14 protein-coding genes, 1 tRNA gene and 1 pseudogene are annotated in these 21,568 nt (G+C 61.7%); 4 read left to right on the forward strand and 12 right to left on the reverse strand.

The window, feature by feature from the left end; all coding sequences use genetic code 11:
- The first annotated feature begins 174 nt into the window (after positions 1–174).
- Complete coding sequence (locus tag AACY13_RS01135; protein WP_339458547.1) at positions 175–1,824, forward strand: acyl-CoA synthetase; 1,650 nt, start codon at positions 175–177, stop codon at positions 1,822–1,824.
- A 155-nt stretch (positions 1,825–1,979) separates the two neighbouring features.
- Here AACY13_RS01135 and dctM read toward each other — a convergent pair whose 3' ends face one another.
- The 5 genes from dctM to AACY13_RS01160 form a co-directional block, all read right to left on the reverse strand.
- The gene (dctM, locus tag AACY13_RS01140) at positions 1,980–3,263 is read right to left on the reverse strand and encodes a C4-dicarboxylate TRAP transporter large permease protein DctM (RefSeq protein ID WP_339458549.1); all 1,284 of its coding nucleotides are present in this window, start codon (positions 3,261–3,263) and stop codon (positions 1,980–1,982) included.
- The gene (locus AACY13_RS01145; protein ID WP_339458551.1) at positions 3,260–3,892 is read right to left on the reverse strand and encodes a TRAP transporter small permease; all 633 of its coding nucleotides are present in this window, start codon (positions 3,890–3,892) and stop codon (positions 3,260–3,262) included. The genes dctM and AACY13_RS01145 overlap by 4 nt, the downstream gene beginning before the upstream one ends.
- Positions 3,893–4,027: 135 nt before the next feature.
- Positions 4,028–5,017 carry a C4-dicarboxylate TRAP substrate-binding protein DctP gene (gene dctP / locus AACY13_RS01150; protein ID WP_339458554.1) on the reverse strand — a complete coding sequence of 330 codons (990 nt, stop codon included), beginning with the start codon at positions 5,015–5,017 and terminating at the stop codon, positions 4,028–4,030.
- Between the two features lie 341 nt (positions 5,018–5,358).
- Complete coding sequence (locus AACY13_RS01155; protein WP_339458557.1) at positions 5,359–6,756, reverse strand: sigma-54-dependent transcriptional regulator; 1,398 nt, start codon at positions 6,754–6,756, stop codon at positions 5,359–5,361.
- On the reverse strand, positions 6,753–8,567 hold the full coding sequence (locus AACY13_RS01160) for a sensor histidine kinase (protein ID WP_339458558.1): 1,815 nt from the start codon (positions 8,565–8,567) through the stop codon (positions 6,753–6,755). Before AACY13_RS01160 ends, AACY13_RS01155 begins: the two co-directional genes overlap by 4 nt.
- 211 nt (positions 8,568–8,778) lie before the next feature.
- Between AACY13_RS01160 and AACY13_RS01165 the strand changes: the two genes are divergently transcribed.
- The 3 genes from AACY13_RS01165 to AACY13_RS01175 all read left to right on the forward strand — a co-directional run bounded on the left by AACY13_RS01165 (position 8,779) and on the right by AACY13_RS01175 (position 16,105).
- A complete protein-coding gene (locus AACY13_RS01165; protein ID WP_339458560.1) occupies positions 8,779–10,476 on the forward strand; it encodes a GGDEF/EAL domain-containing response regulator in 1,698 nt (565 codons plus the stop codon).
- A gap of 123 nt (positions 10,477–10,599) precedes the next feature.
- Positions 10,600–15,111 (forward strand): PAS domain-containing hybrid sensor histidine kinase/response regulator, encoded by a 4,512-nt coding sequence (locus AACY13_RS01170; RefSeq protein WP_339458562.1) that lies wholly within the window; start codon positions 10,600–10,602, stop codon positions 15,109–15,111.
- Between the two features lie 10 nt (positions 15,112–15,121).
- Entirely contained in the window at positions 15,122–16,105 is a 984-nt protein-coding gene (locus tag AACY13_RS01175) for a diguanylate cyclase domain-containing protein (protein ID WP_339458565.1), read from the forward strand.
- A gap of 178 nt (positions 16,106–16,283) precedes the next feature.
- On the opposite strand, the pseudogene AACY13_RS01180 reads toward AACY13_RS01175, so the two are convergent.
- From AACY13_RS01180 to AACY13_RS01210, 7 genes and pseudogenes are all read right to left on the reverse strand, one after another.
- A pseudogene (locus tag AACY13_RS01180) lies at positions 16,284–16,696 on the reverse strand (SDR family NAD(P)-dependent oxidoreductase); the annotation flags it as partial.
- A gap of 131 nt (positions 16,697–16,827) precedes the next feature.
- Positions 16,828–16,903 (reverse strand) — tRNA-Thr (locus AACY13_RS01185).
- Positions 16,904–17,194: 291 nt separating this feature from the next.
- On the reverse strand, positions 17,195–18,412 hold the full coding sequence (locus tag AACY13_RS01190; protein WP_339458567.1) for a methyltransferase: 1,218 nt from the start codon (positions 18,410–18,412) through the stop codon (positions 17,195–17,197).
- Between the two features lie 46 nt (positions 18,413–18,458).
- A complete protein-coding gene (locus AACY13_RS01195) occupies positions 18,459–19,148 on the reverse strand; it encodes an ABC transporter permease (RefSeq protein WP_339458569.1) in 690 nt (229 codons plus the stop codon).
- The gene (locus AACY13_RS01200; RefSeq protein ID WP_339458572.1) at positions 19,145–19,840 is read right to left on the reverse strand and encodes an ABC transporter permease; all 696 of its coding nucleotides are present in this window, start codon (positions 19,838–19,840) and stop codon (positions 19,145–19,147) included. The genes AACY13_RS01195 and AACY13_RS01200 overlap by 4 nt, the downstream gene beginning before the upstream one ends.
- 52 nt (positions 19,841–19,892) lie before the next feature.
- Positions 19,893–20,645: an ABC transporter substrate-binding protein gene (locus AACY13_RS01205; RefSeq protein WP_339458575.1), complete on the reverse strand. Its 753-nt coding sequence runs from the start codon at positions 20,643–20,645 to the stop codon at positions 19,893–19,895.
- Between the two features lie 17 nt (positions 20,646–20,662).
- Entirely contained in the window at positions 20,663–21,436 is a 774-nt protein-coding gene (locus tag AACY13_RS01210) for an ABC transporter ATP-binding protein (RefSeq protein WP_339458577.1), read from the reverse strand.
- Positions 21,437–21,568: the final 132 nt, after the last annotated feature.

The raw sequence follows: 21,568 nt of genomic DNA on the forward strand, positions 1-21,568 counted from the left end.
TTGTCGTGGTGGTGTCTGTGCAGGAAAGGTGCCGCAAATAGCGCGCGGCATGGTTCCTTGGGTGCCTATGCTGACGTGATTTCTGACCTGTGAGTCACGGTTTCGACCAAGGTAGGGCTTCGGTAAAACCGCACGACTGCTATGGTTTCTCCAGCCTTTCGCCGGAGAACAATAATGCACAGCGTCAATCCCTATGAGTACGGCATGCCGCGTGACGCGGCGAATTTCCAGGCGCTCAGCCCCTTGAGCTTTCTCGAGCGCGCCGCCAGCGTCTACCCACAGCGCCTGGCACTGGTCAACGGCAGCCTGCGGCAGACCTGGGGCGACACCTACAGCCGCTGCATTCGCCTGGCGTCGGCCCTGGCCAAGCGCGGCATCGGCCTGGGCGATACGGTGGCGGTGATCGCCCCCAACGGCCCGGCGATGTTCGAGGCGCACTTCGGCGTGCCCATGTGTGGCGCGGTGCTGAATGCCATCAACACCCGCCTGGATGCCGAAGCCATCGCCTTTATCCTGCAGCACGGCGAAGCCAAGGTGCTGCTGGTGGACAAGGAGTTCGGCGAACTGGTGCAGCGCGCCATCAGCCATCTGCCCAATCGCCCGCTGATCATCGGCATCGACGACCCGGAATATCAGGACGGTCAGCTGATCGGCCAGTTCGACTACGAAACCCTGCTCGCCGAAGGCGATGCCGACTATGCCTGGCAGATGCCGGCCGACGAATGGCAGGCCATCTCGCTCAACTACACCTCCGGCACCACCGGCAACCCCAAGGGCGTGGTCTACCACCACCGCGGCGCGCACCTCAACGCCCTGTCCAATGCCATGTGCTGGGACATGAGCCGCTTCCCGGTGTACCTCTGGACCCTGCCGATGTTCCACTGCAACGGCTGGTGCTTCCCCTGGGCCCTGGCCGCCTATGTCGGGGTCAACGTGTGCCTGCGCCATGTACGCGCCGAAGCCATCTACCCGGCGATTGCCGAGCACGGCGTCGACCACTTCTGCGGCGCGCCCATCGTGCTGAACATGCTGGCCAACGCCGCCGACGAGTTGAAGGCGCTGAAGACCCAACCGGTCAAGGTGCTGACCGCCGGTGCCGCGCCGCCCGCGGCGGTGATCGAAGCCATGGAGGCCCTGGAATTTCGCGTGACCCATGTCTATGGCCTGACCGAAACCTATGGCCCCAGCGTGGCGTGCGAGTGGAAGAGCGAGTGGGACAGTGAAACGCCCGAGCAGCGCGCCCGCCTCAAGTCCCGCCAGGGCGTGCGTGCGCCGCTGCTCGACGGCCTGATGGTGGCCGACCCGGATACCCTGCAACCGGTACCCAAGGACGGCCAGAGCATCGGCGAGATCATGATGCGCGGCAACGTGGTGATGAAGGGTTACCTGAAGAACCCCACGGCCACCAGCGAGGCCTTCGCCGGCGGCTGGTTCCACTCCGGCGACCTGGCGGTGTGGCATGCCGACGGTTATGTGGAGATCAAGGACCGCAGCAAGGACATCATCATCTCCGGCGGCGAGAACATCTCCTCGATCGAGGTGGAAGATGTGCTGTATCGCCATCCGCAGATTCTCGAGGCGGCGGTGGTGGCCATGGCCCACGACAAATGGGGCGAAACCCCCTGCGCCTTCGTTACCCCCAAGCCGGGCGTCGAGCTGACCGAGCAGGAGGTGATCGCCTTCTGCCAGCAGCGCATGGCGCGTTTCAAGGTGCCGGGCTGCGTGGTCTTCACCGCGCTGCCGAAAACCAGTACCGGCAAGGTGCAGAAGTTTGTCCTGCGCGAGCAGGCCAAGGCCATCGCGGTCAACGGCAAGGTGGCGTAGGGCGGACTCAGGAGCGCAGCGAACAGTCCGCCGTTTGCCGGGCGGCGGCGTATTGCCGCGCGAGTACACCCTGCGCGTGGGGCATTGCGCTGAAGCAAAAAAAACCCGGCGCTAAGGCCGGGCTGAGGGTGTGCGTTGCTACACACGGAGTTGGATCAGTTCATCCCGAGCCAGGTCGGCAGGGCCATGGATACGGCCGGGATATAGGTGATGATCATCAGGAAGCTGAGCAGCAGCATCAGCCACGGCCAGGCGGCCTTGATCACCGAGGTCAGCGGCATGCCGGTGACCGCCGAGGTGACGAACAGGTTGAGTCCCACCGGCGGCGTGATCAGACCGATCTCCATGTTCACCACCATGATGATGCCCAGGTGAATCGGGTCGATGCCCAGCTGCACGGCGATCGGGAACAGGATCGGCGCGAGGATCAGGATGATCGCCGAGGGCTCCATAAAGGCACCGGCCACCAGCAGCACGATATTCACCACCAGCAGGAACTGCCAGGGCTGCAGACCCATCTCGATCACAATGGCGGTGATGGTCTGGGGGATCTGCTCGGTGGTCAGCACGTGGGCGAAGAGCATGGCGTTGGCGATGATGAACATCAGCATGATGGTCAGCTTGCCGGACTCCAGCAGCACCTTGGGGCACTCGCGCAGCGTCATGTCCTTGTACACGAACAGGGCGACGAAACCGGCATACACCGCCGCTACCGCGGCCGCTTCGGTGGGGGTGAACATGCCCGAGTAGATGCCGCCGAGGATGATCACCATCAGCAACAGGCCCCAGATCGCCTTGCGCGCGGTGCTCAGCAACTGACGCAGGCTGGCCCGTGGCATGGCTGGCAGGTTCATCTTCCGCGCGACGATATAGATCGCCACCATCAGCGCCACGCCCAGCAGCAGGCCCGGTACCACGCCGGCCATAAACAGCTTGCCGACCGATTGCTCGGTCGCCGCGGCATACACCACCATGACGATCGATGGCGGAATCAGAATGCCCAGGGTGCCGGCGTTGCAGACGATGCCGGCACCGAAGGCCTGCGGATAACCGGAGCGCACCATGCCGGCGATGGCGATCGAGCCCACCGCAGCCACGGTGGCTGGCGAGGAGCCGGACAGCGCAGCAAACAGCATGCAGGCCATCACCGCCGAGATCGCCAGGCCGCCACGGATATGGCCGACGCAGGCGTTGGCGAAGTCGATCAGGCGCTGGGCCACGCCGCCGGTGGTCATAAAGGCACCGGACAGGAGGAAGAACGGGATCGCCAGCAAGGTGTAGTGCTCGCTGGTTTCGAACAGTTTGATCGCCAGCGAACGGACCGAGTCCGGGCTGAACAGCATGATGGTCACCGAGCCGGCCAGGCCGAGGGAAACGGCAATCGGCACGCCGATAAACATCATCAGGAACAGCAGGGCGAAGAGGAACAGGATGGTCATGGCTTGTGCTCCTCGTGTTCGGTCAGTTTCATCGCTTCGGCCGCTTCATCGGCCAGGCCCAGGCCGGTTTGCTGATTGCGCAGAATGCGAATGAAGACTTCCAGGAAGCGGATAAACACCATGGCGTAGCCGAACGGCACGATCAGGGTGATATGCCATTGCATGATGCCGTAGTGGCCGAGGTCTTCGGCCCCGATACCGGCGCTGAACAGGGTACTCATCCAGTCGAAGCTGGCCACGCTGATCAAACCGGCGTAACCCAGGCAGCACAGGCAGGCGATCAGGCCGATAATCCGTTGCACCGGTTTGCTCGCCAGTTTGACCAGGGCGTCGACGCCGATATGCCCGGCAGTGCGCACGCCGTAGGCCAGGCCGAAGAAGATCAACCAGGCGAAGAGCGCCTTGGTCAGGGCAATGCTCCAGGTCATTGCCTGGGCCATGCCCAGAATGCTGTCGCCAATGGCGAATAACATCTCACTGCCGCCTTCCCAGCGATCGGCCAGGTTATAGAACAGCGTGTAGAGGTTGTTGAGGATCACGTAGACGAAGGTCACCAGCGTCATGGTGGCCAGCAGAAAGGCAATAAAGCCTTCCTCGAAGTGGTCCCAGACGCGCCGCAAGGCGTTCATCGATAGAGTCTCCAGTGTGGAGTGGACGGTGCGGTGTCACTGCGGACTTGCGTCCGCAGTGGGTAGGCTGGGGTGAGGCGCTGGCGACGATACCCATCGCGTTGGGCTGATGGGTATCGCCGCGCTCAACCGCTCCTACTGGTTGGCGGCGTCGGCCGCCTTGATCAGGTCGGCACCGATTTCGCCTTCGAACTTGCTCCACACCGGCTTCATGGCATCGCGCCACATGCCGCGCTGCTCTGGGGTCAGGGTGATGATTTCGCTGGTCTTGGCGTCGATGATGCGCTGTTTGTCGCCTTCGTTGAGGGCACCGGCCTGCTTGTTCACTTCGGCGGTCACTTCCACGACGATCTTGTCCAGCTCGCTGCGTACATCGGCAGGCAGGCCGTTCCAGAACGTGGTGTTGGTGATCAGCATGTAGTCCAGGACACCGTGGTTGGACTCGGTGATGAACTTCTGCACTTCATGCATTTTCTGGCTGTAGATGTTCGAGTAGGGGTTCTCGGCACCGTTTACAACGCCGGTCTGCAGGCCCTGGTAAACCTCGGCGAAGCTCATTTTGCGCGGGTTGGCTTTGACGGCCTTGAACTGCTCTTCCAGTACGGCGGACGCCTGTACGCGGAACTTCAGGCCGCGGGCGTCTTTCGGCTCGCGCAGGGCCTTGTTGGCCGACAGCTGCTTGAGGCCGTTGTGCCAGTAGGCCAGGCCGGTGATGTTCTTGTCTTCCATGGATTTCAGCAGGGACTGACCTTCAGGGCTCTGCTGGAAGCGGTCGACGGCGGCCATGTCCTGGAACAGGAACGGCAGGTCGAATACCTGGATCTGCTTGGTGTACTGCTCGAACTTGGCCAGGGACGGCGCGATCAGCTGCACGTCACCGAGCAACAGCGCTTCCATTTCCTTGCCGTCGCCGAACAGCGAGGAGTTCGGGTAGACCTCGACCCGGACCTTGTTGCCTAGACGCTCTTCGGCGAGCTTCTTGAACAGCACTGCGCCCTGGCCTTTAGGGGTGTGGTCGGCGACAACGTGGGAGAACTTGATCACGATCGGGTCGGCGGCCTGGGCCATGCCGGCGATGCTCAGCGACAGGGCGCAAGCCAGCGCCTTGGCAGTCAGTTTGAACATGGAATGCTTCCTCTTGTTTTGCTTATTTTGTTTTGGTTGGCGCGTGATGCGCCGCAACGCTGTAGAACGAGCGAACAAGAACAAGTCTAGGCGGCCTGTCGAAAAATGACGGGCCTTGGCAGCGATTGCCTGAACTTGTATTTGTTGGATCGCCTGCAAGAGGCTAGAGCAACCGCCATGCCAGCCTGTGTCGGCGTGGCGAAATTGCTTGTGCAGGTGTGCGCTGCGCGGCTCTGGGGCGGGCCTTGGCCATATTGGCCTGGATGGCGGCGGCACGGGCTGGGGCGTGCGGCCGCCCGCAGGCGGCGCGATATTCGGGGCTTCTGGCGGAAAGCCGCCAGCTAGCGGCTGTGCTCTGGCGAGCTTCCGCCAGTTTCGGCGAAGCTCAGGCCGTGCTTGCGCAGTTTGTCGTGCAGGGTCTTGCGCGGCACGCCGAGGGCCTCGGCCAGGCTGCGCAGGGAGCCGTGCGAGCGGTTCAATTCGGCGCAGATCAGGCTGCGTTCGAAGGCTTCCACCTGGGCGCTGAGGTTGCCGGCCAGCTCCTCCGCCGTGGCTGACGATTCGCCCTGGGCCTGCAGTTCGACATCCAGGTCCAGATCCAGGCCCAGGGCAAAGCGTTCGGCGGCGTTCTGCAGTTCGCGCACATTGCCCGGCCAGGGGTGGCGCAGCAGGGCGGCGCTTTGCACGGCCTGCAGGTTGCGCTCGGGCAGGCCGTGGCGGCTGCTGGCGGCGGCGGCGAAGTGCTGGAACAGCAGCAGGGCATCTTCGCCGCGCTCGCGCAGTGGCGGGATGCGCAGCGGCGCGACATTCAGGCGGTAATACAGGTCGGCGCGGAAGCGGCCCTGGTCGGCGGCCTGGCGCAGGTCCTCCTTGGTCGCGGCGATCACGCGGATATCCAGGGGGATCAACTGGTTGCCGCCGAGGCGTTCGACCACCCGTTCCTGCAGCAGGCGCAGCAGCTTGACCTGCACCTCCAGGCTCATGCTCTCGATCTCGTCGAGAAACAGGGTGCCGCCGTTGGCGAATTCGAACTTGCCGATGCGGCGCTTCTGCGCCCCGGTAAAGGCCCCGGGCTCGTGGCCGAACAGTTCGCTTTCCACCACCGACTCGGCCAGGGCCCCGGCGTTGATGGCGACGAAGGGCCCGTCGCGGCGGCTCGACAGGTCGTGCAGGGCGCGCGCCACCACCTCCTTGCCGGCCCCGGTCTCGCCGAGGATCAGCACGTCGCTGTTGATCCCGGCCAGGGCCCCGATCTGCTCGCGCAGACGCAGCATGGCCGGCGACTGGCCGACCAGGCGCGCGGACAGGGTGTTGCGGTCGGTCAGGGCCAGACGCAGGCTGCGGTTGTCCAGCACCAGGCGGCGCAGGGCCAGGGCGCGGCGCACGCTGTCGAGCAGGTCGTCGCTGGCGAAGGGTTTCTCGAGAAAGTCATAGGCCCCGGCGCGCATCGCCTGCACCGCCAGGGGCACGTCGCCGTGGCCGGTGATCAGCAGCACCGGCAGCTCCGGGTCCTGCTGCTGCAGCTGTTGCAGCAGTTGCAGGCCGTCGATCCCGGGCATGCGGATATCGCTGACCACCACCCCCGGCCAGTCGCGTTCGATGCCCCCGGCGACGCCACGGGCATCGCCCAGGCTGGTGACCTGCAGGCCGGCCAGGTCGAGGGTCTGGCTCAGGGCCTGGCGCAGGTGCGGATCGTCGTCAATCAGCAGCACCTGGGTGCGTGGGTCTAGGCGGGTCATAGCGCAAGGTCCTCGGGCGACTGGGTGTTGAAACCCTGGGCGGCGGCGCGCAGACGCAGGGTCAGCACGGCTCCGCCCTCGGCATGGTTGGCGAACAGCAGTTCGCCGCCGAGGGCACGCATCAGGGTATCGCAAATGGCCAGGCCAAGCCCCAGGCCCTGGGCGCTGGTCTTGGTGGTGAAGAAGGGCTCGCGGGCGCGTTGCAGGGCATCGGCGGAAAAGCCGGGGCCGTTGTCGCGCAGGTGCAGATCGATGCCCGCGGCATGGCGCTCGGCGCTCAGCCAGATGCGCCGCGGCTGGGGCACTTCGCTCAAGGCATCGAGGGCATTGGCCAGCAGGTTGCCGAGCACCTGGCGCAGGCGGGTTTCCCCGGCCTGGACCCACAGGGTGGCGTCCGGCAGGTCGCGGATCAGCTCCACTTCCATGCTCCGTCGGCGCTTGGCCAGCAGCGCCAGGGCATCGTCGATGGCCGGCTGCAGGGCCACGCTTTCCGGGGCGTGACGGTCGCGGCGGGCGAAGGCGCGCAGGTGGGAAATGATCGAGGCCATACGCTCGGTCAGCTGGCTGATCAGCTTGAGATTGGCGCGGGCGTCTTCGCTGCGCTGGTGGTCGAGCAGTACGCCGGCGTTGTCGGCATAGCTGCGAATCGCCGCCAGGGGCTGGTTGAGCTCGTGGCTGATGCTCGCGCTCATGGTGCCCAGGGCCGACAGCTTGCTGGCCTGAACCAGTTCGTCCTGGGCCTGGACCAGCTCCTGCTGGGCCTGTTCACGTTCCAGCACCTCCTGCTTGAGGCGGCTGTTGAGCAGTTCCAGATCATGGGTGCGTTCCAGTACCCGTTGCTCCAGCTGCTGGCGGGCGCGGGCATCCAAAGCGATGCGTTCGAGGTAGTGGCGGCGGCGTTGCATCAGCAGGCCGAGCAGCAACAGCAGCAGCAACAGCAGGCCGCCCCCGGCGACCAGGGCGGTGCGCACCGGGCGGTCGAGCAGGCTGCGTGGGGCCAGAATACTCACCGTCCAGTGGGTTTCCGCCATCTCGCGGTCCTGCCTGATCCAGTTCTGCGCATCGAGTTGCAGAGGGGGAGGGGACTGGGTCGGGTAGGGCAGGTTGGCGGCGATGGCGGCGCGCTCGGCGGCGTCCAGCGGGCGGCTGGCGGTAAAGCGCCAGGCGCTGTTGGAGGTGAGAATCACCACGCCGTTGGCGTCGGTTACCAGCAGCTGTTCCGGCGTGTTGCCCCACAGGGTTTCGGTGAAGTCCAGATCGACCTTGACCACCAGCACGCCGAGCGGCTGTGCGCCGTCCTGCACCGCGGCGGCGAAGAAGTAGCCGCGCTTGCCCGAGGTGGTACCCAGGCCGAAGAAGCGCCCCGGGCGGCCGGCCATGGCTTCACGGAAATAGGGGCGGAAGGCGAAATTGCGGCCGACGAAGGAGTCTTCCTGGCCCCAGTTGGAGGCGGCCAGGGTATCGCCGGCGGGGGTCATCAGGTAGATCACATCGGCTCCGGTCTGCCCGCGCATCTGCTCCAGCAGGCGATTGGCGCTGTCCTGCAGGCCGCCATCCTGCGGTTGCTGCAGGGCCAGGCGCAGGTCCGGCAGGTCGCCGAGAATCGCCGGCAGCACTTCGTAGCGGCGCAGGGTGCCGAGCAGGTTGGCCACATAGAGGTCGAGGGTCTGGCGGTTCTGCTCGATCAGCACGCCGCTGTAATAGCGCTCGGCCAACTGCTGCAGGGGCCACAGCAGCGGGGCCAGCAGCAGGGTCAGCAGAATCAGGCTGCGCCAGCGCGGACGATGAGGGTGAGGCTGTGACATGGACATGGTGATACTCGGGCTCGGGACATGCTAGCGTGGCTCTTATGCAATAAGCGGGCAAGTCCGCTGCAAGGGGCCGCGCGGCGTTCGGCGTTGTGGATTGCGCCAGTAGGGGTTTGCTGCGCCGCTTCGGTGAGTGAGCAGAGGGCTACGTGCACGTGCAAACTGTTCTAGGCTGACTGGTTATGGAATGCAGGGGAACGATCTGGAGCCGCACATGCGTAGTAAAGGGATTAATGTCGAGTCGGTCATTCTGATCGTCGAAGACCAAGCCACGGATGCGCTCGTGCTGCACGAAACCGTACGTGATCTTGGCGATGTGTATCTGGCCAGCGATGGCCCTTCAGCTTTGATGATGGCCCGGCAGTGCAAGCCGGACCTCGTGCTGCTGGATATCGAAATGTCGGGCATGAGTGGCTTTGCGGTTTGCAAGGCGCTGAAGGCCGACCCGAAACTGTGCGATGCCGCCGTCATTTTTGTCACTTCGCATGTGCAGACCGACAACGAACTGCGTGCACTCGAATATGGCGGTATCGATTTTATTCATAAACCGCTCAACGCACAGGTGGCCAGGGCGCACATCAAGGCCCATCTGGCCTTGCGTAACGAGGCGAAGAAACTCGCCAACCATGATGCGCTGACGGGGTTGCCAAACCGCGCGCTGCTTCAGGACCGTACCGAGCAAGCCTTGCAGAAGGCGCGTCGCAGCGAAGCGCGCGTGGCCATGTTGTTGCTCGATCTGGACAACTTCAAAGGCATTAATGATTCGCTTGGGCATTCAATTGGCGATGCCTTGCTCAAGGAGGTCGCGGAGCGGTTAGCGCAGGCATCGAGGGCTTTGGATACGGTCAGCCGGCAAGGGGGGGATGAGTTCATCATTCTGCTGCCAGAGGTCAGCGGCTTTGATGTCGTGGGGGATTTTGCCGCGAGGCTGCTAAGCACAATCAGTGCGCCCTTCATCCTTAAGGGCAATCGCCATGACCTGAGTGCGAGTATCGGCATCAGCCTGTTTCCTGACGACAGTGAGGATACTGAATCGCTTTACCGCCATGCGGACTCGGCCATGTACCAAGCCAAACTGGATGGGCGTAACCGTTATCGCTTCTTTTCTGCCGATATCGAACACAGCTCCCGCGGCCGGCACATGCTCGAACAACATATGCGCAGCGCGCTGGAGACGGGGGTATTTGAAGTCTTCTATCAGGCCAAGGTCATAGCCAGCGAAGATCTGGTGGTGGGTATGGAGGCGCTGGTGCGCTGGCGCAATAAAGAGGGCAATCTTATCTCGCCGGCTGAGTTCATTCCGCTGGCCGAAGAGACCGGGCTGATTATTCCGATTGGTAAGTACGTGCTCGAACAAGCCTGTAAGGATGCCCAGATGCTGGTCGCGCAGGGCATGCAGGTTGTGGTCAGTGTGAATATTTCTGCGGTGCAGTTTCGCGAAGAAGCATTTCTACAGATGGTGCAGGACACCCTGCATGCCTCGAAACTCGCGCCAGAGTTCCTTGAGCTGGAAATAACCGAAGGGGTACTGGCCAAGGATGTAGCCAATACTCAGCAGGTGTTGTCGGCCTTGCGAGGCATGGGCGTGCGTATCGCCCTGGATGATTTTGGTACGGGTTACTCAAGCCTGACCTATCTCAAGCGCTTCCCGGTTGACGTGTTGAAAATCGACCAGAGCTTTGTCCGTGACATGCTTGCCGACAAGAGCGATGCGGCGATTATCGAGGCCATTGTCAAATTGGCGCAGGCGCTCGGGCTTGAATTAGTAGCCGAAGGCGTGGAAACCCAGGAGCAGTCTGCAGCTTTGCAAAGCTTTGGTTGCCAGGTCATGCAGGGGTATCTGTACTCTCGGCCAGTGCCGTTTATTCAGTTCTGTGCGCTGCTCGATTCAGGGAAATTCAGCGTCCGCTAACCGCTTAGATATAACCCGTATTACGCTCGTTGCTTTACCGCTGGGGACTCTACTGTTGCGCAGTGGGGTTTTGCTGCGGATGAATATCACTGCTCATCGCTCTGAAATTGTTATTGGGGTGTCATGTCGATAAGAAAGAAGTACGCCGTTGTTGCCGCCAATCAGTGGGCCTTTATTAGCCTGATAGTCGGCTTGATCGTCAGCACGGCTGTCGCCTTGGGGGTTGCCCAACATAACCATCAGCAAGCTGATGAGACTGCCCTTGTCGCTGCAGAGCAAGCGGCGGATGCGGTGGTGAGCCGGCTGAGCCTCTACCAGTACGGCTTGCGCGGTGCCCGTGGCTCGATTCAAACCATGGCGGAGGATGCCATCACACGGGAGAACTTTGACCGCTACAGCCGGACTCGCAATGTCGATGAAGAGTTTCCAGGGGCCCGTGGTTTCGGTTTTATTCGCCGTGTCGCCCGACAAGATGAGGCTGGGTTTTTAGCCCTGGCCCGGGCTGACGGCTGGCCCGACTTCAGCATCCGTCAGCTGACTCCGCACGATGACGAGCGTTATGTCATTCAGTACATCGACCCGGTCGAGCGCAATAAAGTGGCAGTTGGTCTGGACATTGCCTCCGAAGCTAATCGCCGGCACGCGGCGCTTTCCGCCATGCGCAGTGGCGAGGTGAGGCTGACAGGGCCTATTACGCTTGTGCAGGCCACGGGTAATCCACTGCAGTCTTTTCTGATTCTTATGCCGGTGTACCGTGGCGGGGTGATTCCGGACACGGTTGAGGCGCGCGAGGCGCGAGCCTTTGGCTGGAGTTATGCACCGCTGCTGATTGAAGAGGTGCTCAAGGGGATACGGCCGTCCGAGCAGTCGGTCAGCCTTGAATTACTTGACGTCACTGACCCCGCACAGCCTGTCGTGTTTTATAAATCTGATGATGACCGCGCTCAGGAAATTGTGTTGTCCCACACGATCGAACGTGACGTCTATGGCCGACGCTGGCAATTGCAGTTCGGGATACACCCGTTGTTCATCAGCCAACTGCACCTGCTGTCCCCATTACTGGTGCTGGCAGTAGGGCTACTCCTCTCGGTGCTGTTGGCCAGCTTGGTCGGTGTGCTGAGCATCAGTCGCACACGTAAAGTGCAGATCATCGCCGAGCAGGCAAAACTGGCGGCCATTGTTGAAAGCTCGGTCGACGGAATCATCGGCAAAGACCTTGATGGCAAGGTGAGCAGTTGGAATAAAGGCGCGGAAAAGCTGTTGGGTTTCAGTGCTCAGGAGGCCATAGGGCAACGCATTGCTGAGTTAGTGGTGCCCGCGGGTTTTGAGGTGGAAGAAGAAGAAATTCTTGCCAGCATTAAAGATGGACGGTCCGTAACCAGCTTTAACACTCAGCGGCAACATAAAAACGGTCAGCTGATTCCCGTTTCCATCACCGTGTCGCCGATTCGCAACTCCGCTGGTCAAGTAGTAGGGGCCTCGAAAACCGTTCGGGATATTTCCGAACAAGTGGCCGCCGAAACCAAGATTCATGAGCTGAACAGCAGCCTGGAAGCTCAGGTTGTCCAGCGTACATCCGAACTCCGTCAGCTCAATCTGTTGCTGGGCAATGTGCTGCGTTCGGCCTCCGAGGTGGCGATCATTGCCACTGATCGGGAGGGCGTCATTCGCGTATTCAACACCGGCGCGGAGCGCATGCTGGGCTATGCGGCGGCTGAGTTGATCGATAAAAGCACACCCACCAGTTTCCATCTGAATGACGAGATGGCTGCGCGCTCACGGGAGTTGAGTGCGGAGTATGGCCAGCCGGTTGAAGGCTTTCGGGTATTTGTGCACAAGGCCGAACGGGACGGTGCGGAGACGCGCGAGTGGACCTATGTGCGCAAGAACGGCTCGCGTGTTCCCGTTTCCCTCGCCGTGACGGCCATGCGCGATGAGCATGAGACGATCAACGGCTATCTCACTATTGCCGTGGACCTGACTGCCCGCAAGGCGTCCGAGTATGCGTTTGCCTCGGCGCGTGATCAGTTGCTAATGGCTGCCGATGTGGCCGAACTGGGTATCTGGTCCTGGACCCTGGCCGACAACGCCTTGAGCTGGAACGACCGTATGTTCGAGCTTTATGGTCAGCCGCTGAGTCTGCGCGAGACGGGCTTGAACTACGAGCACTGGTATTCACGCGTTCACCCGGACGATGTGGCTACCGCCGAGAGCAAGCTGCGCCAGGCGGTGGAGGGCGTAGGCGTATATGACCCGATATTCCGTGTAGTGCGACCGGATGGCGAGGTGTGCATTGTTCAGGCCGGAGCCCAGGTCGAGCGGGATGCCAGGGGCGTGGCGCTGCGCGTTACGGGCATCAATCGTGATATCACGGCGCAGCGTGAACTCGAGTCACGCTTGCTGGATGCCAAGGAGCAGGCCGATGCCGCCAGCGCAGCCAAGTCTTCATTTCTGGCCAATATGAGCCATGAAATCCGCACGCCGATGAATGCGGTGCTCGGCATGCTGCACCTGGTGCAGAACACGGAGCTGAATACTCGCCAGCTGGACTATGTGAACAAGGCCGAAACGGCGGCGAAATCACTGCTGGGGCTGCTCAACGATATTCTCGATTACTCCAAGATAGACGCCGGCAAGTTGCAGCTGGATGTACACACGTTTGAAGTGGAAGCCCTGATGAGTGATCTGGCGGTTGTCCTGTCGGGTAATCAGGGCCGCAGTGACGTGGAGGTGATGTTCGATCTGGATCCGCAGTTACCCAGTGCACTGCTGGGCGATAGTCTGCGTTTGCAGCAGGTGCTGATCAATCTGGCGGGTAATGCGCTCAAATTCACTCAGCACGGCCACGTGGTGGTTCGGGTAGAAGAGCTGCAGAGGTTGGGCGAGGCGGTGCGTGTTCGAATTGAAGTCGCTGACACCGGGATTGGTATCAGCGCGGATCAGCTGGCGCGTATTTTCGATGGTTTCACCCAGGCGGAATCGTCGACGACGCGACGCTTCGGCGGGACGGGCTTAGGCCTGGTGATTTCCAGGCGTCTGATCAACTTGATGGGCGCAGAACTGCAAGTCAGCAGTGAAGTGGGCGTAGGCAGCCGCTTCTGGTTTGATATCGAGCTGGGCATTTCCCAAGCCCTGCCATTGCGGGCGCTCTGCCCAGGTGTCGACCGACCGATGCGCCTACTGGTGGCGGATGATAACGAGGTGGCCGGTTATCTGCTGGTGCGCACGGTGGAGGCATTGGGGTGGCAGGTGGACCTTGTCACTGATGGTCTGCAGGCTGTCGCGCGTGTGCAGCAGATGCAGGACGATGGTAAAGCCTATGACGTCATTCTGATGGATTGGCGTATGCCCGATATGGACGGGTTGAGTGCAGCACGCTTGATCCGACAACAGAGCAAGGGGCAGTCTGCGCCTATGGTCATCATGATCACTGCGTATGGGCGCGAGATATTGTCTGATGCTCAGCAGGAAGGTGACGCGCCTTTTGCGGGTTTCCTCAGTAAACCGATAACGCCCCAGCAGTTGGCCGATACGATCCAGCGGGTCTCCGCAGGTGAGAGCACTCCTACCCCATCCGTTGCCAGCATGCGCGCAGCGCAGCCAAAGCGCTTGAGCGGGATGCACTTGCTGCTGGTGGAGGACAATATGCTCAACCGCCAGGTCGCCTTTGAGCTATTACAAGGCGAGGGAGCTCAGGTGATTCTTGCCGAGGGGGGGCTTGAAGGCGTGCGGCTGGCCACAGAGTGCGCGGAAAACTTAGATGTGGTGTTGATGGATATTCAGATGCCGGACATCGATGGACTGGAAGCTACCCGGCGGATTCGTGCGGATGCACGGTGCCAGGGGTTAACGATCATTGCCATGACAGCCAATGCGTCCAGTGCCGATGAGCAAGCATGTAGGGCGGCGGGAATGGATGATCATCTCGGCAAGCCAATTGATCTGGAAAAAATGGTCGCTACATTACGACGCCATTCAGGGGATACAAGCGCAGAGCCTGAGGTGCAATGGCAGCCCGACGCGCACGACTCCGTGGTGGAGTCTTCCAGCGCGATCAAGCGGCGTTTTGGCGGTAATCAAGAGTTGATTCGCTACGTATTGAGCAGCTTCGCGCCAGAGCAGACGAAGCAACTCGTGCGCCTGCAGGAGCAAGTCGAGCAGCGTAATGCCGCCGGTGCGGCTGCTGTGTTACATGCCATAAAAGGCAGCAGCGGCACCATGGGGGCTTGGGCCATGTCACAACTGGCCGGTGAGCTGGAGCAGCGATTGCTGCAAGAGGATGAGGCCGCCAAGGCGCATTTGTTAGCCGATGGTAGCTTTGTTGAAGCGCTGTACGAGTTGCTGAGTGCCAGTGACCAGGGATTGAGAGCGGCGCTTGAGCTGCCAGAAAATGAGTTTACGGCTGCAGATGCAGGCCATGCCTGCCTGCCTATGGAGCAATGGCGTGAGGCCTTGCTGGATATTCTGCAGTTGCTAGAGGCAGGCAATATGCAGGCAATAGCACAAGGCGAGGCATTGTTGGCACAGACGCCACAAACGGTGCGGCCACAATTCGACAAGCTTTTGCAGTTGGTGCAATCCCTAGACTTTGCTGCATCGCTACTGGCTGGGCGTGAATTGCTGAATTCGGTTTGAGGAATTATTGATGCAGGCTTGGCAAAAAATTTCGTGCCAGAAACCCAAACTGCTTCTGGTTGATGATCAGCGGGTCAATATCCTGGCACTCCATGAGTTGTTTCGGGAAGAGTGCGAAGTCTTCATGGCCACGGGCGGTGAGCAAGCATTGCAGGTGTGCCGATCGGTATTGCCGGATCTGATACTGCTTGATGTGCATATGGAGGGGCTCGACGGTCACGAGGTGTGTCGCCGTTTAAAAGCCGCCCCGGATACCCGCGATATCCCCATCATCTTTGTCACAGCCCAGGGGGCCGAGCAGGACGAGGTGCTGGGTCTTGAGCTGGGTGCGGTGGATTTCATCGTCAAGCCGATCAACCCAGTCATTGTCAAAGCGCGGGTCAATACCCACCTGACGCTTAAACAGCAGAGTGACATCTTGCGTTCCTTTGCTCTGCTGGATGGCCTGACGGGCGTGGCCAACCGACGTAAGTTCGATGAAGAACTTGAGCTTAACTGGCGGCGCAGCCTGCGAGAGCACTCGGCGTTGTCGCTGATCATGATCGATGTCGATCACTTCAAGCGGTTCAATGATCGCTACGGGCACCTGCGAGGTGATACGGGTTTACAGGCGGTGGCCAAGGCTCTTAGTGGCGTGATCAAGCGTCCATACGATTTACTCGCGCGTTATGGCGGTGAAGAGTTTGCGTGTGTTTTGCCTAATACCGGGCTGGCTGAGGCCGTACAGATTGCTGAGCGAATGCAGGTCTGTGTGCGGGCGCTCAAGATTGAGCACCTCGACTCTGCAGTGGAGCAGATACTGACGGTTTCGCTTGGGGTCGCGACTGCAGTGCCGAATAACGAAACGAGTTCTGCAGCCTTGGTGGCAGAAGCAGACCGGCAACTCTACCAGGCCAAACAAGCTGGGCGCGCCCGTATTAGCTCTTGCTCTACCCATGTATGCAGTACCGTCGGGCCTACGCCCATGGGGTTGCAGGCCTCGGGTGTTGAATAGCCTGGGTCCAGAACTCGGCACGCTGTCCCTGGTTCGAGATCTTTACTGAGTGGTGGGTACTGAATCGCCGCGAGTTGAGCGAATGAGCAAGGCGGATTGCGGATAAGTGCCAGGTGGAAGGCTGGCATAGCGGCCTCTCGAAATACTGTCAGAGGGCCGCGTGCTGACCTGCAAAGCCTCAGAGCAACTGACCGCCCGAGATGTCAAATGTCGTCCCGTTCGTCCAGGCCATGTCATCGGACAGAATAGCGGCTACCGCGCTGCCGATATCGTCCGGCTGACCGACACGACCCAGCGCGATGCCCTGTGCCACATAAGCGTTTACATCCTGGTTATCGCGCACCACGCCACCGCTGAAGTCGGTCGCGATGGCAGCAGGGGCAATTGCATTCACGCGGATCTGGCGCGAACCAAGCTCTATGGCCATGTAACGGGTCATCACTTCGAGCGCAGCCTTCACTGCCGCGTAAACGCTGTAGCCCGGCCGGGCAAGACGCACGAACCCGGACGATATGCTCAGGATACGACCCCGTCTTGCAGCAGCGGCAATAGCTTCTGAGTGAGGAATGCACGGCCGCGAAAGTGCGTGGCGGGCTTTGCGCTAGCGGCAAGGCTTTGGCCTCGCGCGAAGAAATGTGTTGAGTGGGCACGTAGCCTGAAAGAAGTGTTGAGCAAAAACGAAAAAGGCCCACCTTGCGGTGAGCCTAAGTCGTTGTTGTGTATGGTGCCGGCACCAGGAGTCGAACCCGGGACCTACTGATTACAAGTCAGTTGCTCTACCAGCTGAGCTATACCGGCATTTGAGGGTCGCCATTATATCCATTCGCGCGGCCGAGTAAAGCCGTCTGCGGCGAGTGCTGTGCAGTCTTCGTTATCAGCAGGAAAATCTTTATGCACAAATCCGAATGGTGGTCGGCGAGGTCAGTGGGGTTTTGTGCGCTGTTTCACGTTATTGCTTAACTGTATGTTTTTATTGAATTTATTTTTAGAGCAAAAAATAGACAGCGCGTCCGAGCGTTCCAGGGGTGGGCTTTTCAGGGATCTGCCCAGAATCTATCAACAGAGTTATCCACAGATGTTGTGGGCAAGTCAGTGGCGTTCGGCCAGTAATAACAGGTTGCGCGGAGTCAGTTGGCTGGAGCAGAAGTGGCCGAGCCGTACGGTGTAGCCCTGTTCCTCCAGGTAGAGGGCGCGATCCAGCAGCAGCCAGAGTTCCAGGGGGCGGCGGAACAGGCCGCGTAGCAGTTCCAGGTTGCGCACTCGGGCCAGGCGTTGCCAGCCCTGTTGCTCCAGGCGCGGCCAGTCTTGCGTTCCGGGTGTTGGCAATTGCTTGAGGGCGGCCAGGTCGGTGCAGTAGCTGGCAAAGTCCTTGTGCAGCCAGGCGCTGGCCAGGGACGGGGTGGCCAGGTAACTGTCGCTGTCGCGAAGCTGGCGTTGCAGCAGATCGAAGGCCAGGCGCCAGGCCATGGACTGGTCGCGCTGGCGACGCACCCGGGCCCCGGCGGTGACCGTTTCGCTCAGCGGCAGGCCCAGGTCGTCCCGCGACAGTTGCAGGGACGATGCCTTGGCGCTGGCCGAGAGTGCCTGGTAGTTCGGCGCGGCGATGCGGTTGTAGCAGCAGGGCGCGACCGCCAGTTGTCGGCAGCCGGTCTGGCTGGCCAGTTGCAGCAGGCGCATATGCAGATCGCCGCAGGCGTGCAGGGCCACCGGGGTGTGGCTGGCGGCGAGTTGGTGGTGGGCATCGGCGGCCAGCACGTCCTGCTCGATATGCTGCGCCGCCACGCCGAGTTTGTCGCTGAGGCGCTGGCCGCTGTGGACCAGCGCGGGGTCGTATTCCAGGCAGCTCAGCGAACCGCCTCGATGGAGCAGTCGACGCCCCAGGTGGCCTTTGCCGGCGCACCAGTCGAGCCAGTGCTGGGCGGGTTGGGCAAATTGCAGGCAGCTGGCGAAGGCCTCTATCTGCTGCCATTTGCGCCCGGGTACGTCGACGCTCAGGCGTGCGGGGGCTGCAGCCTGGGGCTGCTGCGGCAGATCGCCAAGCTGGCTGAGGGCATGGGCCTGCGCGGCCAGCTGGGGAAAGGGCGCGGGGGCGGGGAGCAGATGGGGCTGGTTGTGTGCGGCTTCGGCCTGCTCCAGGCTGCGCGCGCCGAGCCAGGCCGCCAGTTGCGGGTGGCTGGCTTCCCAGGGCAGGGCCGGGTGGTGGGTAAAGGGCCGCGGTCGCCACAGGGCCTGGTGCTCGACAAGGAAGCTGTCCAGGGCGTGGAAGCGTTGCAGCAGCGCGGGGCCGCTAAGGGGATGATCGTTCATGGGGCATAGTGGCGTCGATTGCGCGGGGGCGGCAACCGCCCCCGGCTTAGCGACCCTGGCAGGCGTCGACCCGCAGCCAGCGCTCCAGCACGCGGAAGCCGCGCACCAGGATAAAGGCGATCAGCAGGTAGAACATGCCGGCGGCGAAGAAGATCTCCACCGGCAGGTAGGTGCGGGCGATGATGGTGCGGGCCATGCCGGTCAGTTCCAGCAGGGTCACGGTGCTGGCCAGGGAGCTGGCCTTGAGCATCAGGATCACTTCGTTGCTGTAGGCCGGCAGGCCGATGCGCGCGGCGCGCGGCAGGATGATATAGAACATGGTCTGCGCCCGGGACATGCCCAGCGCCCGCGCCGCCTCGATCTCGCCCTGGGGCACGGCCTGGATCGCGCCGCGGAGGATCTCGGCGATATAGGCCGCGGTGTGCAGGGTCATGGTCAGGATCGCGCACCAGTAGGGTGAGCGCAGGTAGGGCCACAGCGGGCCCTGGCGGATGGCGTCGAACTGGGCCAGGCCGTAGTAGACCAGGAACAGCTGCACCAGCAGCGGTGTGCCGCGGAAGAAGAAGATATAGCCGTAGGGCAGGGCGCGTACGTACCAGTGCCGGGAGGCGCGGGCGATGCCCATGGGGATGGCCAGGATCAGCCCGGCGACGACGGCGATGGCCACCAGCTCCAGGGTCAGCAGGGCACCTTCAGACAGGCGCGGCAGCCACTTGATGATTACTTCCCAGTTCATCCCGCGCTCCTGATAAAGCCGCGGCTGGAGCGCTTCTCAAGGAAGTGCAGGCCGATCATGGCAAGTATGGTGAGGCCCAGGTAGATAAAGGCCGCCACCAGGAAAAAGGTAAAGGGTTCTTTGCTCGAGGTCACCGCGATCTGCGAACGGCGCATGATTTCTTCCAGGCCGATCACCGAAACCAGGGCGGTGTCCTTCATCAGGATCATAAACAGGTTGCCCAGGCCGGGCAGGGCGATGCGCCACATCTGTGGCAGGATCAGCCGCCAGAAGATTCGCGGCTTGGACAGGCCCAGGGCCTGACCGGCTTCGCGATGGCCCTTGGGGATGGCCAGGATGGCACCGCGGAACACCTCGGTGGCGTAAGCGCCGAAGCAGATGCCCAGGGCGATGGTGCCGGCGGCGAACGCGCTCAACTCCAGGCTTTCGATGCCGAGCAGGTCGGCGAGGTTGCGCATCAGCTGCACGGTGCCGAAATAGATCAGCAACACCCAGAGCAGCTCGGGAATGCCGCGCACTATGGTCGAGTAGGTGCCGCCAAGCCATTGCAGTGGCTTGTATGGCGAAGTCTTGGCCAATGCGCCGAGCAGGCCGAGCACCAACCCCAGGCTGAGTGCGCTAAGCGCCAGCTTGATGGTCATCCAGGTGCCAGCAAGCAAGGCCGGGCCGAATCCGTAGAGATCGAAATTCATGGGGGCGCTCAGAAGCCCTGCGCCGCCGTGACGGCGGCACAGGGTCGGCTACTTAGTAGATGCTGAAGGGGAAGTACTTGTCGTTGATCTGCTTGTAGGTGCCGTCTTCGACGATTTCTTTCAGCGCGGCATTCAGGCGCTCGCGCAGGGCATCGCCCTTGCGCACGGCAATGCCGATCTTGTCGTTGTCGAACACCGGGTCGCCCTTGAATTCGAAGTCCTTGCCGGCATCGCTCTTGAGCCATTCCCAGTTGACGAAGCTGTCGGCCAGCACGCCATCGAGGCGGCCCGAGGACAGGTCGAGGTAGGCGTTTTCCTGGGTGTCGTAGAGCTTGATGTCGACCACCTTGTCCAGGTTGTCTTCCAGCCAGGTGCCGGCGATGGTGGCGCGCTGGGCACCGATCACCTTGCCTTTGAGGCTGGCTTCGTCGGTCTTGAAGTCCGAGCCCTTGGGGGCGATGAACTGCAGCTTGTTGGTGTAGTAGGGGTCGGTGAAGTCGACCGCGGCCTGGCGCTCTTCGGTGATCGACATGGAGGCGATCAGGAAGTCGAATTTCTTCGCGTTGAGGGCCGGGATAATGCCGTCCCAGTCGGAGGTGACCACTTCGCAATCGACCTTCATCTTGGCGCACAGGGCCTGGCCGATTTCCACGTCGAAGCCGCCGACCTGGCCGCTGGCGTCGATCAGGTTGAACGGTGGGTAAGCGCCTTCGGTGCCCATCTTGAGTTTTTCAGCAGCCATGGCGCTGCCGGCGAATGCCAGGGTAGCGGCAGCGGCCAGCAGGATTTTCTTGTAGTTCTGCATGCGTAGTAGCTCCGTGTTTAGTGATTGCTGGACATGAATTGTTTACAGCGCGCCGAGTTGGGGTTGTCGAACACCTGCGCCGGTGGGCCCTGTTCTTCAACCAGGCCCTGATGCAGGAACACCACTTCGCTGGACACCTGACGGGCAAAGCCCATCTCGTGGGTTACCAGCAGCATAGTGCGGCCCTCTTCGGCGAGCGCGCGGATCACATTAAGCACTTCTTGTACCATTTCCGGGTCGAGGGCCGAAGTTGGCTCATCGAACAGGATTACCTTGGGCTCCATGCACAGGGTGCGGGCAATCGCCGCGCGCTGCTGCTGGCCGCCGGAAAGCTGGTTGGGGTAGACGTGGCGCTTGTCGCCGATGCCGACCTTGGCCAGCAGCGCCTCGGCCCGCTCGGTGGCCTCGGCCTTGCTCAGGCCGAGCACCCGACGCGGGGCCTCGATGATGTTGTCGAGCACGCTCATATGCGGCCACAGATTGAAATTCTGGAACACGAAGCCGATTTCGCTGCGCAGGCGGTTGATCTGCTTGCCGTCGGCGGCGACCAGGTCGCCGTTCTTCGCGGGCTTGAGTTTGAGCTCTTCGCCGGCAACGATGATCTGACCCTTGTGCGGGTTTTCCAGCAGGTTGATGCAGCGCAGAAAGGTCGACTTGCCGGAGCCGGATGAGCCGAGGATGGAGATGACATCGCCGTCGCGGGCAGTCAGGGAGATGCCCTTGAGCACCTCGAGGTCGCCATAGCGTTTATGCAGATCGCGAATTTCCAGCGCGGGCGTGGCCTCGGCCATTTGGGGTCCTCTTATTGTTCGAATGCGCTCAGAACCTGCCTCGGATCTGCTGCGCGTCGGCCAAACTGCGTTGAAAACGGCTTCGGATGCTCATTTACAGCTCGTAAACTGCGCTTCCTCAGCCGTTCTCGC

Source organism: Pseudomonas sp. EA_105y_Pfl2_R69, from assembly GCF_963970915.1.
In the GTDB taxonomy this organism is placed as follows: domain Bacteria; phylum Pseudomonadota; class Gammaproteobacteria; order Pseudomonadales; family Pseudomonadaceae; genus Aquipseudomonas.

What these genes read in the sequence shown, in the direction of transcription:
- AACY13_RS01200 (WP_339458572.1), bottom strand. Translation starts at nt 19,840, where the DNA reads ATGAATTTCGATCTCTACGGATTCGGCCCGGCCTTGCTTGCTGGCACC.
- dctM (WP_339458549.1), bottom strand. Translation starts at nt 3,263, where the DNA reads ATGACCATCCTGTTCCTCTTCGCCCTGCTGTTCCTGATGATGTTTATC.
- AACY13_RS01160 (WP_339458558.1), bottom strand. Translation starts at nt 8,567, where the DNA reads ATGTCCATGTCACAGCCTCACCCTCATCGTCCGCGCTGGCGCAGCCTG.
- AACY13_RS01165 (WP_339458560.1), top strand. Translation starts at nt 8,779, where the DNA reads ATGCGTAGTAAAGGGATTAATGTCGAGTCGGTCATTCTGATCGTCGAA.
- AACY13_RS01175 (WP_339458565.1), top strand. Translation starts at nt 15,122, where the DNA reads ATGCAGGCTTGGCAAAAAATTTCGTGCCAGAAACCCAAACTGCTTCTG.
- AACY13_RS01205 (WP_339458575.1), bottom strand. Translation starts at nt 20,645, where the DNA reads ATGCAGAACTACAAGAAAATCCTGCTGGCCGCTGCCGCTACCCTGGCA.
- AACY13_RS01170 (WP_339458562.1), top strand. Translation starts at nt 10,600, where the DNA reads ATGTCGATAAGAAAGAAGTACGCCGTTGTTGCCGCCAATCAGTGGGCC.
- AACY13_RS01210 (WP_339458577.1), bottom strand. Translation starts at nt 21,436, where the DNA reads ATGGCCGAGGCCACGCCCGCGCTGGAAATTCGCGATCTGCATAAACGC.
- AACY13_RS01155 (WP_339458557.1), bottom strand. Translation starts at nt 6,756, where the DNA reads ATGACCCGCCTAGACCCACGCACCCAGGTGCTGCTGATTGACGACGAT.
- dctP (WP_339458554.1), bottom strand. Translation starts at nt 5,017, where the DNA reads ATGTTCAAACTGACTGCCAAGGCGCTGGCTTGCGCCCTGTCGCTGAGC.
- AACY13_RS01145 (WP_339458551.1), bottom strand. Translation starts at nt 3,892, where the DNA reads ATGAACGCCTTGCGGCGCGTCTGGGACCACTTCGAGGAAGGCTTTATT.
- AACY13_RS01195 (WP_339458569.1), bottom strand. Translation starts at nt 19,148, where the DNA reads ATGAACTGGGAAGTAATCATCAAGTGGCTGCCGCGCCTGTCTGAAGGT.
- AACY13_RS01135 (WP_339458547.1), top strand. Translation starts at nt 175, where the DNA reads ATGCACAGCGTCAATCCCTATGAGTACGGCATGCCGCGTGACGCGGCG.
- AACY13_RS01190 (WP_339458567.1), bottom strand. Translation starts at nt 18,412, where the DNA reads ATGAACGATCATCCCCTTAGCGGCCCCGCGCTGCTGCAACGCTTCCAC.